Source organism: Aeromonas veronii (genome assembly GCA_041319085.1).
Lineage (GTDB): Bacteria > Pseudomonadota > Gammaproteobacteria > Enterobacterales > Aeromonadaceae > Aeromonas > Aeromonas veronii_F.
The window spans coordinates 170,440-184,949 of record CP101033.1 but is presented as its reverse complement, the minus strand read 5'-3'; the positions used below and the strand labels follow the sequence as shown (position 1 = coordinate 184,949).

The window sequence follows — 14,510 nt, the reverse complement described above, 5'->3', positions numbered from 1 at the left end:
TATCAGGCTTCCGCAGTCGCCTGCTGGGCCTGTGCTTGCGCCATGTGCTGGGCAAACAGGGCATCGAAGTTGACCGGTGCCAGGTTCAGCTGCGGGAAGGAACCCTTGCTCACCATGTTGGCCACGGCTTCGCGGGCATACGGGAACAAGATGTTCGGGCAGAAGGCAGCCAGGCAGTGAGCCAGTTGCGGCTCCGGCAGGTTACCGATGGTGAAGATACCAGCTTGCTGTACTTCGCACAGGAAGGCGGTTTCGGTTTCCAGTTTGCAAGTTACGGTCAGGGTCAGGACAACCTCGTACACGTTCTCAGCCAGGATGTTGGTCTTGGTATCCATATCCAGCTTGACGTCCGGCTGCCACTCTTTCTGGAAGATGTGCGGGGTGTTCGGCGCTTCGAAAGAGACATCCTTGGTGTAAACACGCTGGATGTGGAATTCCGGTTGTACTTCCTGGTTGTTGATCTCGTCAGCCATTTCGTTTGATTCCTTGTTATATGGATAAGTGGGCTCAGGCCCTGCTTAAATCAGCGTTTCTTGGTTACCGGCAGATTTTCTGCACGCCATTGGGCCATGCCACCGCCGAGCACATAAACCTGCTTGAAGCCAGCTTTGCTCAGCTGACGGCCCGCGCCGCCCGCAGTCATTCCCGACTCGCACACCACTATGATGGGGGCATCTTTATGCTTTTCAACCGGGCCCAGATTATTGCTCTGGATCTGGGTCAGCGGCAGGTGCTGGGCACCGGCCAGATGGCCCTTGGCGTACTCTTCCTGACTGCGAATATCCACCACGGTGGCATTCTCGCGGTTGATCAGCAGGGTCGCGGTGTGATTGTTGACGGTTTTTACCGGTGACAAACGGGCACGCACAGTGGTGTAAACCAGGGTGCCAGCCAGACCCAACCAGGCTGCGGTCAGCAGCGGGTTACGGGCCGCAAAATCCAAATACTCTTGCATCTTCTACTATCCAGGGACCAAGACAAGGGCCCGAGTATACATGGGGGTATTGATAAGATCAGCCATCTTGGCGGCAAAGCGCGAGCAGGCTCCCATCATCATTGGGCAGCGAGCATGGCAGGAAAGGCGTGGCTTGCGGGGCCGCGGGAGCGCCCCTTGGCTATCAGGTGACTATTTCGGCAGATGTAGTAATATTACGCTAGTTTCATTTCCCGCATTTTTTCCAATCCGAGAGGACATAGTCTTATGTCAACAGCTAAGAAACCTTTGGTTCTGGTCATCATGGACGGTTGGGGCTACAGCACCAAGCAAGAGCACAACGCCGTCGCTGCCGCCAAGACTCCCAACCTCGACCGTCTGGCCCGTGACTACACCAGCACCCTGATCTCCGGCTCCGGTCTGGACGTCGGTCTGCCGGATGGCCAGATGGGCAACTCCGAAGTGGGCCACGTCAACATCGGTGCCGGTCGCATCGTCTATCAGGAGCTGACCCGCATCTCCAAAGACATCCAGGACGGCGAATTCTTCCAGAACGTCGAGCTGGCCAAGGCTGTTGACGCTGCCGTGACCAACGGCAAAGCCGTTCACATCATGGGCCTGATGTCTCCGGGTGGCGTACACAGCCACGAAGAGCACATCATGGGCATGATCGAAATGGCTGCCAAGCGTGGCGCAGAGAAGATCTATCTGCACGCCTTCCTGGATGGCCGTGACGTTCCGCCGCGCTCCGCTCAGTCCTCCATCGAGCTGTTCGATGCCCTGTTCGCCAAGCTGGGCAAGGGTCGTTTCGCCTCCATGATCGGCCGTTACTTCGCCATGGACCGTGACAACCGCTGGGATCGCGTGCAGCAAGCCTATGACCTGATGACCCAGGGCAAGGGCGAGTTCACCGCCGAGAGCGCCACCGAAGCACTGGCTGCCGCCTATGCTCGCGACGAGAACGACGAGTTCGTCAAAGCCACTCGCATCGGTGAAGCGGCACCGATGGAAGATGGCGATGCGCTGATTTTCATGAACTTCCGTGCCGACCGTGCCCGTGAAATCACCCGCGCCTTCGTTGACACCGACTTCACCGGCTTCGCCCGTGCAGTCGAGCCAAAGCTGAACTTCGTGATGCTGACCGAATACGCGGCCGACATCAAAACTGCCTGCGCCTACCCGCCGACCGCTCTGGTCAACACCCTCGGTGAGTGGCTGGCCAAGCAGGGCAAGACCCAGCTGCGCATCTCCGAAACCGAGAAGTATGCTCACGTCACCTTCTTCTTCAACGGTGGCGAAGAGTCCTGCTTCAGCGGCGAAGATCGCGAGATCGTGGCCAGCCCGAAAGTTGCAACTTATGACCTGCAGCCGGAGATGAGCTCCGAAGAGCTGACCGACAAGCTGGTTGCGGCCATCAAGAGCGGCAAGTACGACGTCATCATCTGTAACTACCCGAATGGCGACATGGTTGGTCACACCGGTGTGTTCGATGCCGCAGTCAAAGCGTGTGAAGCCGTTGACCACTGCATCGGTCGCGTCACCGACGCCCTGGCCGAAGTGGGTGGCGAGTGCCTGATCACTGCCGACCACGGCAACGCCGAGAAGATGCTGGACGAAGAGACTGGTCAGGCCCACACCGCCCACACCAATCTGCCGGTTCCGCTCATCTATTTCGGTCGCAAAGCCGAGGTTGTTGAAGGTGGCAAACTGTCCGATCTGGCCCCCACCATGCTGACCCTGATGGGTCTGCCGGTACCGCCGGAAATGACTGGCAAGCCCCTGATGATTCTGAAATAATCCTTCCCCATGCGGGGATGCGAAGTTATTTCACAGAAAACCAGTCGCGTCGGCCTGTTGGCCGGCGCGCTGTTTTTTTGCCTGTCGTTTGGCGCCAGCACACCGACTTTGGCCGCCAATCAGCAGCTGGGGACCATGCAGTCCCAGATCAAAGAGCAACAGAAGACCATCAAGCTCAGCAAGCAGGAGCTTGCCAAGCTCAATACCCAGCTCAAGGCTGACGAGCAGGCCATCTCGGCCGCCGCCGCCAAACTCAACCAGACCAGGCAGCAGTTGAAGCAGAACCAGCAGAAGCTGGCGACCCTGCAAAAAGACAAGCTGGGGCTGGAAGTTCAAGCCAAACATCAAAAGCAGTTGCTGGCCAAACAGGCGGAGAGCGCCTTTCAAGCGGGCAACCACGACTACCTCAAACTGCTGCTCAATCAGCAGGATCCGGCCAAACTGAGCCGCTCACTCGACTACTACGACTACCTCAACAAGGCCCGTATCGAGGCCATCGACGCCCTGCGCGCCACCCGCGACAAGCTGGCGAAAAACCAGCAGGCAACCAAAGAGACCGAGACCAGACTGCAGACCCTGCTTGCCGAACAGCAGGAGCATCACCAGATCCTGCTGGCCAGCCAGCAGAGCCGGGCCAAGGTGCGCAACCAGTTGCAGCAGTCGGTACAGGATAACGAGCAGAAGCTCACCAAGTTGGTCAAGGCGGAGAAGGCGCTGAAAGCCCGGCTGGAAGAGCTGCGCCGCAAGCGGGAAGAGCAGGAGCGCCGTGAACGGGCCGAGCGGGAACGGCTGGCCAAGCTGAAAGCGGAGCAGGAGCGTCAGCGCAAGCTGGCCGAACAACGCCGCGCCGAGCAGCAACGACTCGCCGCCCAGCAGAACAAAACCGTCAAACCGGCAGAACCGGTCGAAGAGATGGCCAGCAGCAAACCGGAGCGTGGCTCGGGCATCAGCAGTGCCGGTCACTATAGCGGCCTCAAGACCAATGGCAGCCTGCGCTGGCCGGTGCAGGGACCGATCCTCATCTCCTATGGCTCGCCCCGTACCGCCCAGCTCAAGTGGAAAGGCACCCTGATCGGCGCCAGCGAAGGGGCTCAGGTCAAGGCGGTCGCACCGGGGCAGGTGGTCTACGCCGACTGGCTCGATGGCTTCGGTATGCTGCTGGTGATCGACCACGGTAAGGGTTACATGAGCCTCTACGGTCACAATCAGTCGCTGCTGCGTCAAGTTGGCCAGAATGTGGAACAGGGTGAACCGGTGGCACTGGTCGGTGACAGTGGCGGTCAGGATAGACCGGGCCTCTACTTCGAAATCCGCTATCAGGGCGAGGCGATCAACCCGACCAAATGGCTGTCCAAGGGTTGAGTTAACCCGGCCGACAAGCGCATCACACGCTCACTAGCAAAAGCCTGCATCATGCAGGCTTTTGTCGTTTCAGAGACGCCGCCACCCACTGTCGCGCCCATTTGATGAAAAATTACCTCATTTTCGCTCGGCTCAGGGGAACACCACCAGACCGATCTGCTCCAGCAAGGCCTGCTGCTGATCCTCGTTGATCTGCACCCCTTGCAGATCGACCCGACGCAGATCCAGCCCCGGCAGATCGCACTGACGCAAATCGCTGCCCTGCAGCTTGAAGCTGGTCCACTCGATCTGGCCAAACTCGGAGCCGCTGAGATCGGAACCCGCCAGCGAAGCACCGAACAGGTTGGCCCCCTGCCAGCGGTTGCCGGTCAGCTCGCATTTCTCCAGCAAGCAGCCCTCGAAGCTGGCGTAGCTGAAGTTGTTGCCGGTCAGATGGGCCTCACAGAAGTAGCTCTTGACGGTGATCTGGTTGGCGAAGCTGGCGTGGCCGAAGTTGATGCCGACCGCCTGACAGTCGCGCAGCTCCAGCCCCAGACACTGGCTGCGGCTGCAATCAGCCATGGTGAGATCGCAGCGCAGGAAGCTGGCCTCACGCAGATCGCAACCCTGCAACAGGCAGCCCCGCTCGCTCTCCCGATCGTAGAAGCTGCAATCGATGAAGCGGCTATCGCTCAGATCCAGCCAGGAGAAGTTGCAGCCGATAAAGCGGCACTCCGAGAACTGCTCCCCCTCCACATCCTGTTGCTCGAACCGGACATCCACGAACTGCTTGCCTCTGATCATCGGAAAACTCCTACAAAAACGGCTTCATATGCTGACTTTATCCGCCAAAAACGGTAATGTTACAAGTAACATCCATGCTGGACACCCCTATGAACCCCACCCGCAAGCGCCGCCCCACCCTGCAAGATATCGCCGACCAGACCGGCGTGACCAAGATGACCGTCAGCCGCTATCTGCGCGACCCGCAGACCGTGGCGGAGGGGACCCGAGAGCGGATCGCGGCGGTGGTGGAAGAGCTGGGTTATATCCCCAACCGGGCGCCGGACATTCTCTCCAACGCGACCAGCAAGGCGATCGGCATCCTGATCCCCTCCCTCTCCAACCAGGTCTTCTCGGCGGTGATCCACGGCATCGAGTCGGTGACCCGACCAGCCGGTTACCAGACCCTGCTCGCTCACTACAGCTACAGCCCAGAGCGGGAGGAGGAACAGGTCGCATCCCTGCTCTCCTATCATGTGGACGGGCTGATCCTCTCCGACAGCCAGCACACCGAGCGCACCCGCAAAATGATCGCCACCGCCGGCATTCCGGTGGTGGAGACCATGGATCTGCCGCAAACTCCCATCGACATGGTGGTCGGCATGGATCATAGAGCCGCTGCCCGGGCCATGGTAACAGAGATGCTGCGCCGGGGCCGACGCAAGGTGGTCTATCTTGGGGCGCGGCTAGATGTGCGTACCCAGCTGCGGATGGAAGGCTACTATCAGGCGATGACCGAATTCGGCCTCACCGGCCAGCATCTGCTGACCGAGCAATCCTCCAGCTTCACTCTGGGGGGCGAGCTGCTTGATCAGGCGCTGGTGCGCTATCCCGACCTCGACGGCCTGTTCTGCACCAACGATGACCTGGCGGTGGGCGCCCTGCTGCAGTGTCAGGCCAAGTGGATTCCGGTGCCCCAGCAGATCGCCATCGCCGGTTGCAACGCCCTCGACATCGGCCACGCCATGACTCCCAAGCTGGCCAGTATCGCCACCCCGCGCGAAGCGATCGGTCGGGAAGCGGCCACCATGCTGCTGGCGCGTCTCAACGGCCACCCCCAGCCCGAGACCCACAAAGACATCGGTTTTTCTCTCTATGAAGGGGAAAGCCTCGGGTGATCACCCACAACAACGGATCGGGTAGGGTCGATTAGCGAAGCGTAATCGGCCGCGCGAAGATATTTGACCCCACCGAGGGAGAAACGAAAAGCAAACAGGCCACCCGAGGGTGGCCTGTTTGATTTATCTACACAACTTTCTCTTAGCGTTTAACCAGCTCAACCGCTTCGCGGGAGAGGCGGGTCACCTCTTCCCAGTTGCCGCTCTTGACCGCATCGGCCGGCAGCATCCAGGAGCCGCCGACGGTAGCCACGCACTTGAGCGCCAGATAGTCGGCCACGTTTTTCGGGCCGATACCGCCGGTGGGGCAGAACTTCACCTGGGGCAATGGGGCAGCAATGGCGGAGAGCGCCTTGGTACCGCCGTTCGCTTCGGCCGGGAAGAACTTCAGGTGGTCGTAGCCCGCTTCCAGCGCCTGCATCACTTCAGACGGAGTTGCCACACCCGGGATCAGCGGTGCAGTGCTCTTGGCCGCGTGGGCCAGCAGGGCCGGCGTCATCCCCGGGGAGATGACGAAGCGGGCACCGGCAGCGACGGCGGCGTCAAACTGCTCGCAGTTGAGCACGGTACCGGCACCGACCATGGCATCCGGCATCGCCTTGGCGATGAGGGCGATGGCATCGAGCGCCACCGGGGTGCGCAGGGTGATTTCGAAGACAGAGATGCCGCCGTCGAGCAGCGCCTTGGCCATCGGCAGGGCCTGATCCAGCTCGTTGATAACCATCACGGGTACCAGCGGGGAGGCGGCAAACACCTCGGCCGGGGTCACTTTCCAGTTCTGCATAGCTCTTCCTTAGTCAAAGATGGTAGCGCCACACTCGGCGCTCGATACCGCGCGACGCATCACGCTGAACAGTTCACGGCCCCACCCCTCTTGTTCCAGAGTGAGGTCAATCTCGGCCTGGGTACGGCCACTCAAATCGGTCAGGCAGTCGAGGCTGCCGTTTACCGCATCAACCCGCAGCAGGTCGCCGTCAGCAAGCAGGCCGATAGCACCGCCGTGCAGCGCTTCCGGGGTGACGTGGATGGCGGCCGGGATCTTGCCGGAGGCACCGGAGAGGCGGCCATCGGTGACAAGCGCCACCTTGTAACCCGCCTTCTGGAGGTTGCCGAGCACCGGCATCAACTTGTGCAGCTCCGGCATGCCGTTGGCGGCCGGGCCATTGTGGCGCACCACGATCACGGCATCCTGATTGAGATCGCCCGCCTTGTAGGCCGCTTCCACCGCATGCTGGGAGGAGAAGACCCGCGCCGGGGCTTCAATCACCCGATACTCGGGAGCCACGGCGGAGACCTTGACCACGGCGCGGCCCAGATTGCCCGCCAGCAGCTTGGTGCCGCCGGTGGCCTGGAACACGCTGCCGGAAGGCGACAACACGCTCGCATCGCCGCTCTCGCCCACCGGCTGCCATACCAGCTGGCCATCCACCAGTGCCGGACGGCTGAGGTAATCCTGCATCTCGCCAAAGACCGGAGTAGCGTCCATGTGGATCAGCCCCTCTTGCGCCAGACGGCGCATCAGGCCGGGCACGCCGCCTGCCTGTTCGAAGGCGTTGACGTCGGCCGGGCCGTTCGGGTACATGCGAACCAAGAGCGGCACCACGTCGGAGAGATCGCTGATGTCATCCCAGGTCAGTACCAGACCGGCGGCGCGGGCCAGCGCCACCATGTGGATACTGTGGTTGGTGCTGCCGCCGGAGGCGAGCAGGGCCACCAGACCGTTGACCAGCGAGCGCTCATCCAGCACCTCGCTCAACGGGCGATAGGCCGGGGAACCCGGGATCATGGCGCTGATACGGCGGGCCGCTTCGGCGGTCAGGGCGCGGCGCAGCTCGCTATGCGGGTGCACAAAGGCGGAGCCCGGCAGCATCAGGCCCATGGCTTCGAACACCAGCTGGTTGGTGTTGGCGGTGCCGTAGAAGGTGCAGGTGCCTGCCGCGTGGTAGGCGCCGCACTCCATCTCCAGCAGGGCATCGCGACCCACTTCACCGGCGGCGTACTTCTGACGCACCTTCACCTTCTCGTCATTGCTGATGCCGCTCGCCATCGGGCCAGCAGGAACAAATGCAGTCGGCAGGTGAGCGTGGGAGAGGGCCCCCATGATCTGACCCGGAGCTATCTTGTCGCAGATACCGAGTAGCAGGGTGGCATCAAAGGTGTTGTGAGAGAGCGACAGTGCGGTCGCCTGGGCGATCAGGTCGCGGGAGAAGAGGGACATATCCATCCCCGGCTGACCCTGGGTCACACCGTCGCACATGGCGGGCACGCCGCCGGCGACCTGGGCACTGTGGCCCAGCTCGGCCAGTACCGCCTTGATCTGATCCGGATAGCCCTGATAGGGCTGATGGGCGCTCAGCATATCGTTGTAGGCGGTGACGATGCCGACGTTGGCGCGGGTCATATCGAGAATGCGACCCTTCTCGTCACTGCTGCAGGCGGCCACGGCGTGGGCCAGGTTGCCGCAGGCCAGCGCGGCGCGGGTCTTGCCCTGCTCTGCCTGACGTTGGATGCGGGCCAGAAATGCCTGACGACGGACGACACTGCGCTCGCGGATGCGGGCGGTGACGTCGGAAATTACCTGATGAATCATTGGGCTTGCTCCAATGCTGTGACGGCGCGGTCAACCACCTGTTCGAAGGTGCCGTCTATATCGATGTGGAATACACCGGCTTCGCCATCCGGGCGCTCCAGAGTATCGAACTGACTTTGTACCATGCTTTCACGCATGAAATGGCCTTTTCGGGCACGCATCCGCTCGAGGATCAGCGGCTGGCTGCCATCGAGGAAGATGAAGCTGACCGACTCGTTGCCTTCGCGGATCTGGTCGCGGTACTTCTTTTTGAGGGCGGAACAGACAATGATGCCGGTCTCGTTCTTCTGCTCGAGACTGTAGGCGGCGTCGCGGATCCGCTCCAACCAGGGGGCACGATCCTCATCGTTGAGGGGGTTACCGCCAGCCATCTTCTGGATGTTGGCCCTGGGGTGCAGGTCATCACCATCGATAAACTTGGCGCCCAGCGCGTCGGCCACTTTCAGACCCACGCTGGATTTGCCGCTACCACATACACCCATCACGATAATGCACTTACCCGCCATAATTTGACCTCTGTCCCACTTTTCAAAAAACCAGCTGTTGATGGGTTCTAATCTAGCACGTTACCGGTAACATGTTACCGGTAACGATTGAAAATGTGAAGTCTGCCACAGACTGAGCAAACCCATAGTCACCTGGGCACATGATGTTGAGCCCTCGCCATAAATCTAAATAAATCATAAAGATATGGTTTGCCGATGGATCGGCAAGGTGTCACGACCGAACTTGGAAAAAGGAACGCATAACAATGTCTGACCTCTCCCTGATCATGACGGCCGCCGGCTCGATTGTGCTGCTGCTCTTCCTGGTGATGAAGGCCCGGCTCCACGCCGTGGTTGCCCTGATCCTGGTCTCCATGGTGGCGGGCCTCGCCGCTGGCATGAACCCGGCCGATATCGCCGCCACCATCCAGAAAGGGATGGGTGGCACCCTCGGTTTCGTCGCGGTAGTGGTGGCGCTGGGCGCCATGTTCGGCAAGGTGATGGAAGTGACCGGCGCCCTCGACCGGGTAGCTCACACCCTGCTTGGCAAGTTCGGCGTCAAGCGCGCCAACTGGGCCATGGCGCTGACCGGCTTTGTCTGCGCCCTGCCGCTCTTCTTTGACGTGGCCGTGGTGCTGCTGATCGGCGTCGCCTTCGCCATCGTCCGTCGCGGCGGCGGCAGCGTGGTGAAGATCGGTATCGCCCTGCTGGCCGGTATCGCCACTTGCCAGGCCTTCCTTATTCCGGCGCCGGGCCCAATCCTGGTGGCTTCCCAACTGGGGGCCGACTTCGGCTATATGATCCTGTTCGGCCTGATCGCCGCCGTCCCGGCGCTGATCCTGGCGGGCCCGCTGTTCGGTGACTTCATCAGCAAGATCGTCGATGTGCCACTGCCTGCCGATGCCCAGAACAGCGCCCACGATGACAGCAAATCCCTGCCCTCTTTCGGGCTGGCCATGGGTCTGATCGGTCTGCCGCTGCTGCTGATCGGCCTCAAGACCATCGTCGGCCGCTTCGTCGATGCAGGCTCTACCCTGCACGGCTGGCTGGAGTTTATCGGTCACCCCTTCACCGCCATCATGGTCGCCTGTCTGGCCGCCTTCTATCTGCTGGGTATTCGCCGCGGCATGTCCCGTGACGAGGTGATGAGCGTCTGCAACAGCGCCATCCAGCCGGCCGGCGTCATCATTCTGGTGACCGGTGCCGGTGGCGTATTCAAGCAGGTGCTGGTTGATTCCGGCGTGGGCGCCGCGCTGGGCAATATGCTGGCCGATTCAGGTCTGCCCATCGTCGCACTGGCCTTCATTCTGGCCGCCGCGGTACGGGTGATTCAGGGCTCTGCCACCGTCGCCATGCTGACCGCCTGCGGTCTGGTGCTGCCAATGCTGGAACCCCTCGGCCTCAACGGTGCCCAGCTGGCGGCCATCACCATCGCCATCGGTGGCGGCTCCATCGTGCTCTCCCACGTCAATGACTCCGGTTTCTGGCTGGCCAACCGCTACCTCGGCCTGACTGAGAAGCAGACCCTGCAGACCTGGACCGTGATGGAAACCATTATCGGCACCACCGGCGGCGTGATGGCGATGATCATCTACAGCTTCCTCTGACAAGGGCGAAAAGTTGACAAAAAGGCCTCACTCGTGAGGCCTTTTTCATCTTTCTGATGATTCTTTCTTTGGCTGAGAAGGCGAGATTGCTAGAATCGCCTATTCATCGCTCCGAGTGGAACGCTTAACCCCGTGATTTCAGGTTTCTCTATGCATTCATCGGCCCATTATCGACAACTGCTGGCGCGCCTGCCCCAGATCGCCGTAACGGCGGATCAGTTTGAAGTGCTCTACAGCGCCCAGGATTTCAAACGCCGCATTCTGGCGCTTATCGCCAGTGCCACCCGGCGCATCTATCTGGTCGCGCTCTATCTGCAGGATGACGAAGCGGGCCGGGAGATCCTCTCCGCCCTCTACGCCGCCAAGCAGCGCAATCCGGCCCTCGACATCAAACTGTTCGTCGACTTCCATCGTGCCCAGCGCGGCCTGATCGGCAAGGGCAAACAGGGTGGCAACCATCTGATGTATCAGGGCATGGCTGCCGAACACCAGCACCAGATCGAAATCTACGGCGTACCGGTCAAGGGGCGCGAGCTGCTCGGCGTGCTCCACCTCAAGGGCTTCATCTTTGACGATGTGGTGCTTTACTCCGGCGCCAGTCTCAATGACATCTACCTGCATCAACAGGATCGCTACCGCTTCGATCGCTATCACCAGATCGCCAGCCCCGAACTGGCCCGCAGCATGGTCAACTATGTGGATGACCTGTTCGTTAAGAGCGACGCGGTGCAGCGACTGGATCACAGCGATATCCCCAGCGCCAAACAGCTGAAGGGGCCGATCCGCCGCTTCAAGCAGAACCTGCGCCAGAGCCAGTACCGCTTCAGCACCATGCCGGTCAACACCCAGGAGGTGGCCGTCACCCCCATGGCGGGTCTGGGCAAGCGCAACAACCAGCTCAACCTGATGATCCGCAATCTGGTGCGCGCCAGCGAGCGGGAGATCTTCATCTGCACCCCTTACTTCAACCCGCCCAAGGAGTTGAGCAAGGATATCGAGGATCTGCTGCAGCGCGGTTGCAAAGTCACCATCGTGGTGGGCGACAAGACCGCCAACGACTTCTTCATCCCGCCGGAAGAGAAGTTCTCCACCATCGGTGGCCTGCCCTATCTCTACGAGACCAACCTGCGCAAGTTTGCCGAGCGCAACCAGCGTCACATTGACGATGGTCGCCTCAACCTGATGCTCTGGTGTTGCGAGCGCAACTCCTACCATCTCAAGGGGATCTTCGTGGATGACGAGTGGGCCCTGCTCACCGGCAACAACCTCAACCCCCGCGCCTGGGCGCTGGATCTGGAGAACGGCCTGCTGGTGCACGATCGTCGCCACCTGCTGCGTCCCCAGTTCAACGCGGAGCGGGAGAACATCCTGACCAACACCAAGCGGATCAGCCACTTCGATCAGGTGGAGCAGATCCAGGACTACCCGGAACAGGTACGCAAACTGCTGGGACGGATCCACCGGGTCAAGGCCCATCTGCTGCTCAAGCGGATCATCTGACCTTGGGCGTCATGCGCCTGCATCCCGCCCGTTGACAGCTGTACAAAGGCCTCCCGTTTTCGGCAGGCCTTTGTTATATCCGCCGTTTCCCCCGCCTTGACGGCCCTGCCAGCAGCAACTCGGCTTGCATCGGCCCCTCAACAACCCCTATCATCTGGACATATTTACAGTGTTTTCGGGCATCTAATTGATGAAATTGGATAAAATTCCTCTCGATAGCCTCAAGGGTGTCGGCAGCAAGATGCTGGAGAAGCTCGAGCGGCTGGGGCTGGCCACGGTACAGGATCTGCTGTTCCACCTCCCCCTGCGCTACGAGGACCGCACCCAGGTGTGGCCCATCGGCGATCTGCCGCCCGGGCTGCATGGCGCCGTCGAGGGCGAAATCCAGGACACTCAGCTGGTGATGGGGCGCCGCCGCATGATGGTCTGTCGCATCAGCGATGGTACCGGCACCCTCACCCTGCGCTTCTTCAACTTCACCGCCGCCCAGAAAAACAGTCTGGCGGCGGGCCGGCTGATCCGCTGCTTTGGCGAGGTGCGCCCCGGCAAGTACGGGCTGGAGATGGCCCACCCCGAGTACAAGCTGCTCGGCGAGGAGCAAGCCGGCCAGACCGAAGAGGCGCTCACCCCCGTCTACCCGACCACCGAAGGGCTGCGCCAGCTCACCCTGCGCAGCCTCACCGATCAGGCGCTGGCCCAGCTCGACCTCTATGGCGTGGAGGAACTGCTGCCCGCCGGCCTCTATCCCCACCAGATTGAACTGGCCGCCGCCCTGAAACTACTGCATCGCCCGCCCCCCTCGGTGGCGTTGCCGCTGCTGGAAAGCGGCCAGCATCCGGCCCAGCAGCGACTGGTGCTGGAGGAGCTGCTGGCTCACAACCTCTCGGTACTCAAGGTGCGCGCGCAGGCGCAAACCCAACTGGCCCGCGCTCTTAAACCGGCACCCGCGCTGGTTGAACAGCTGCTCGGCGCCCTGCCGTTCAAGCCGACCGGTGCCCAGAGCCGGGTGGTGGCGGAAATAGCTAAGGATCTGCAACAGAGCCACCCCATGATGCGGCTGGTGCAGGGGGATGTGGGCTCCGGCAAAACGCTGGTCGCGGCGCTGGCCGCTCTGCAAGCCATCGGTAACGGCTGTCAGGTGGGCTTGATGGCGCCGACCGAACTGCTGGCGGAACAGCACGCCATCAACTTCGCCAAGTGGCTGGAGCCGCTCGGCATCGGAGTCGGCTGGCTGGCGGGCAAACAGAAAGGCAAGGCGCGGGAAGAGGCGCTGGCCGCCATCGCCGATGGCAGCGTCAAGATGGTGGTGGGCACCCACGCCATCTTTCAGGAGCAGGTGGTATTTCAGCGTCTGGCGCTGGTCATCATCGATGAACAGCACAGATTCGGGGTGCATCAGCGCCTCGCCCTGCGCGAGAAAGGGGAGCGGGAAGGGGTGCATCCCCATCAGCTGATCATGACCGCCACCCCCATCCCCCGCACCCTGGCGATGACCGCCTATGCCGACCTCGATACCTCGGTCATCGACGAACTGCCACCGGGCCGAACCCCCATCACCACAGTCGCGCTGCCCGACAGCCGTCGCGGCGATGTGATCGAACGGGTCAAGCTCGCCTGCACCGAGGGCAAGCAGGCCTACTGGGTCTGCACCCTGATCGAGGAGTCGGAGGTGCTGGAATGTCAGGCCGCCGAGGATACCGCCGCCGAGCTGCAAAACCTGCTGCCCGGCCTGCATATCGGGCTGGTGCACGGCCGGATGCGTCCGGTCGAGAAACAGCGGGTGATGGAGGAGTTCAAGGCAGGCATACTGCAACTGCTGGTCGCCACCACCGTCATCGAGGTGGGGGTGGATGTGCCCAACGCCAGCCTGATGATCATCGAAAATCCGGAACGACTGGGACTGGCCCAGCTGCACCAGTTGCGCGGTCGGGTTGGCCGGGGGGCGGTGGCCTCTCACTGCGTGCTGCTCTATCATGCCCCCTTGTCCAAGACGGCCCAGAGCCGACTCGGGGTGCTGCGGGAGACCAACGATGGCTTCCTGATCGCCCAGCGCGATCTGGAACTGCGCGGCCCGGGGGAACTGCTCGGCACCCGCCAGACCGGTCTGGCCGATCTCAAGATCGCCGATCTGGTGCGGGATCAGCCACTTATTCCGCAGGTACAAAAGATGGCGCGCTTCCTTATGGATAGGCATCCGGGTCATGTCGAACCCTTGATACGGCGCTGGCTCGGCTTACGGGATCACTATTCCAATGCCTGATCGAGGTAGATGCAGAAGATGGGCAGATGTCCTTATGGACCGCCACCCGAGTCATGTTGAACCGCTGATACGGCGCTGGCTCGGCCTGCGGGATC

Annotated in this window: 12 protein-coding genes; 6 read left to right on the top strand and 6 right to left on the bottom strand. The window is 61.5% G+C overall.

The genetic code is table 11. The annotated features are described in order from the left end of the window. Positions 1-2: 2 nt before the first annotated feature. Together secB and NMD14_00830 are read right to left on the bottom strand one after the other, a co-directional pair. Positions 3-473 (bottom strand): protein-export chaperone SecB, encoded by a 471-nt coding sequence (secB, locus tag NMD14_00835; GenBank protein ID XEI33073.1) that lies wholly within the window; start codon positions 471-473, stop codon positions 3-5. A gap of 50 nt (positions 474-523) precedes the next feature. Further along, complete coding sequence (locus tag NMD14_00830; GenBank protein XEI33072.1) at positions 524-955, bottom strand: rhodanese-like domain-containing protein; 432 nt, start codon at positions 953-955, stop codon at positions 524-526. A gap of 246 nt (positions 956-1,201) precedes the next feature. On the opposite strand from NMD14_00830, the gene gpmM reads away from it, so the two are divergent. Then, positions 1,202-2,731, top strand: coding sequence for a 2,3-bisphosphoglycerate-independent phosphoglycerate mutase (gpmM, locus tag NMD14_00825; GenBank protein XEI33071.1), 1,530 nt, complete (start codon positions 1,202-1,204; stop codon positions 2,729-2,731). Positions 2,732-2,740: 9 nt separating this feature from the next. Then, positions 2,741-4,093, top strand: coding sequence for a peptidoglycan DD-metalloendopeptidase family protein (locus NMD14_00820; protein ID XEI33070.1), 1,353 nt, complete (start codon positions 2,741-2,743; stop codon positions 4,091-4,093). Positions 4,094-4,225: 132 nt separating this feature from the next. On the opposite strand, the gene NMD14_00815 is transcribed toward NMD14_00820, so the two are convergent. Then, positions 4,226-4,876 carry a Qnr family pentapeptide repeat protein gene (locus NMD14_00815; GenBank protein ID XEI33069.1) on the bottom strand — a complete coding sequence of 217 codons (651 nt, stop codon included), beginning with the start codon at positions 4,874-4,876 and terminating at the stop codon, positions 4,226-4,228. Between the two features lie 89 nt (positions 4,877-4,965). Here NMD14_00815 and NMD14_00810 point away from each other — a divergent pair, with 89 nt between their 5' ends. Beyond that, positions 4,966-5,973 carry a substrate-binding domain-containing protein gene (locus NMD14_00810; protein XEI34686.1) on the top strand — a complete coding sequence of 336 codons (1,008 nt, stop codon included), beginning with the start codon at positions 4,966-4,968 and terminating at the stop codon, positions 5,971-5,973. A gap of 142 nt (positions 5,974-6,115) precedes the next feature. Here NMD14_00810 and NMD14_00805 read toward each other — a convergent pair whose 3' ends face one another. Genes NMD14_00805 through NMD14_00795 form a run of 3 tightly spaced genes read right to left on the bottom strand, consistent with a single transcriptional unit; the run spans position 6,116 to position 9,069 of the window. Then, positions 6,116-6,757, bottom strand: a complete 642-nt coding sequence (locus NMD14_00805) for a bifunctional 4-hydroxy-2-oxoglutarate aldolase/2-dehydro-3-deoxy-phosphogluconate aldolase (GenBank protein XEI33068.1) — start codon at positions 6,755-6,757, stop codon at positions 6,116-6,118. Positions 6,758-6,766: 9 nt separating this feature from the next. Further along, positions 6,767-8,563 carry a phosphogluconate dehydratase gene (edd, locus tag NMD14_00800; protein ID XEI33067.1) on the bottom strand — a complete coding sequence of 599 codons (1,797 nt, stop codon included), beginning with the start codon at positions 8,561-8,563 and terminating at the stop codon, positions 6,767-6,769. Then, on the bottom strand, positions 8,560-9,069 hold the full coding sequence (locus tag NMD14_00795) for a gluconokinase (protein ID XEI33066.1): 510 nt from the start codon (positions 9,067-9,069) through the stop codon (positions 8,560-8,562). The genes edd and NMD14_00795 overlap by 4 nt, the downstream gene beginning before the upstream one ends. A gap of 245 nt (positions 9,070-9,314) precedes the next feature. On the opposite strand from NMD14_00795, the gene gntU reads away from it, so the two are divergent. The 3 genes from gntU (at position 9,315) to recG (ending at position 14,415) form a co-directional block, all read left to right on the top strand. Next, the gene (gntU, locus tag NMD14_00790; protein XEI33065.1) at positions 9,315-10,655 is read left to right on the top strand and encodes a gluconate transporter; all 1,341 of its coding nucleotides are present in this window, start codon (positions 9,315-9,317) and stop codon (positions 10,653-10,655) included. Positions 10,656-10,805: 150 nt separating this feature from the next. Continuing rightward, positions 10,806-12,155 (top strand): CDP-diacylglycerol--serine O-phosphatidyltransferase, encoded by a 1,350-nt coding sequence (pssA, locus tag NMD14_00785; protein ID XEI33064.1) that lies wholly within the window; start codon positions 10,806-10,808, stop codon positions 12,153-12,155. Between the two features lie 190 nt (positions 12,156-12,345). After that, on the top strand, positions 12,346-14,415 hold the full coding sequence (recG, locus tag NMD14_00780) for an ATP-dependent DNA helicase RecG (GenBank protein XEI33063.1): 2,070 nt from the start codon (positions 12,346-12,348) through the stop codon (positions 14,413-14,415). The last annotated feature ends 95 nt before the right edge of the window (positions 14,416-14,510 follow it).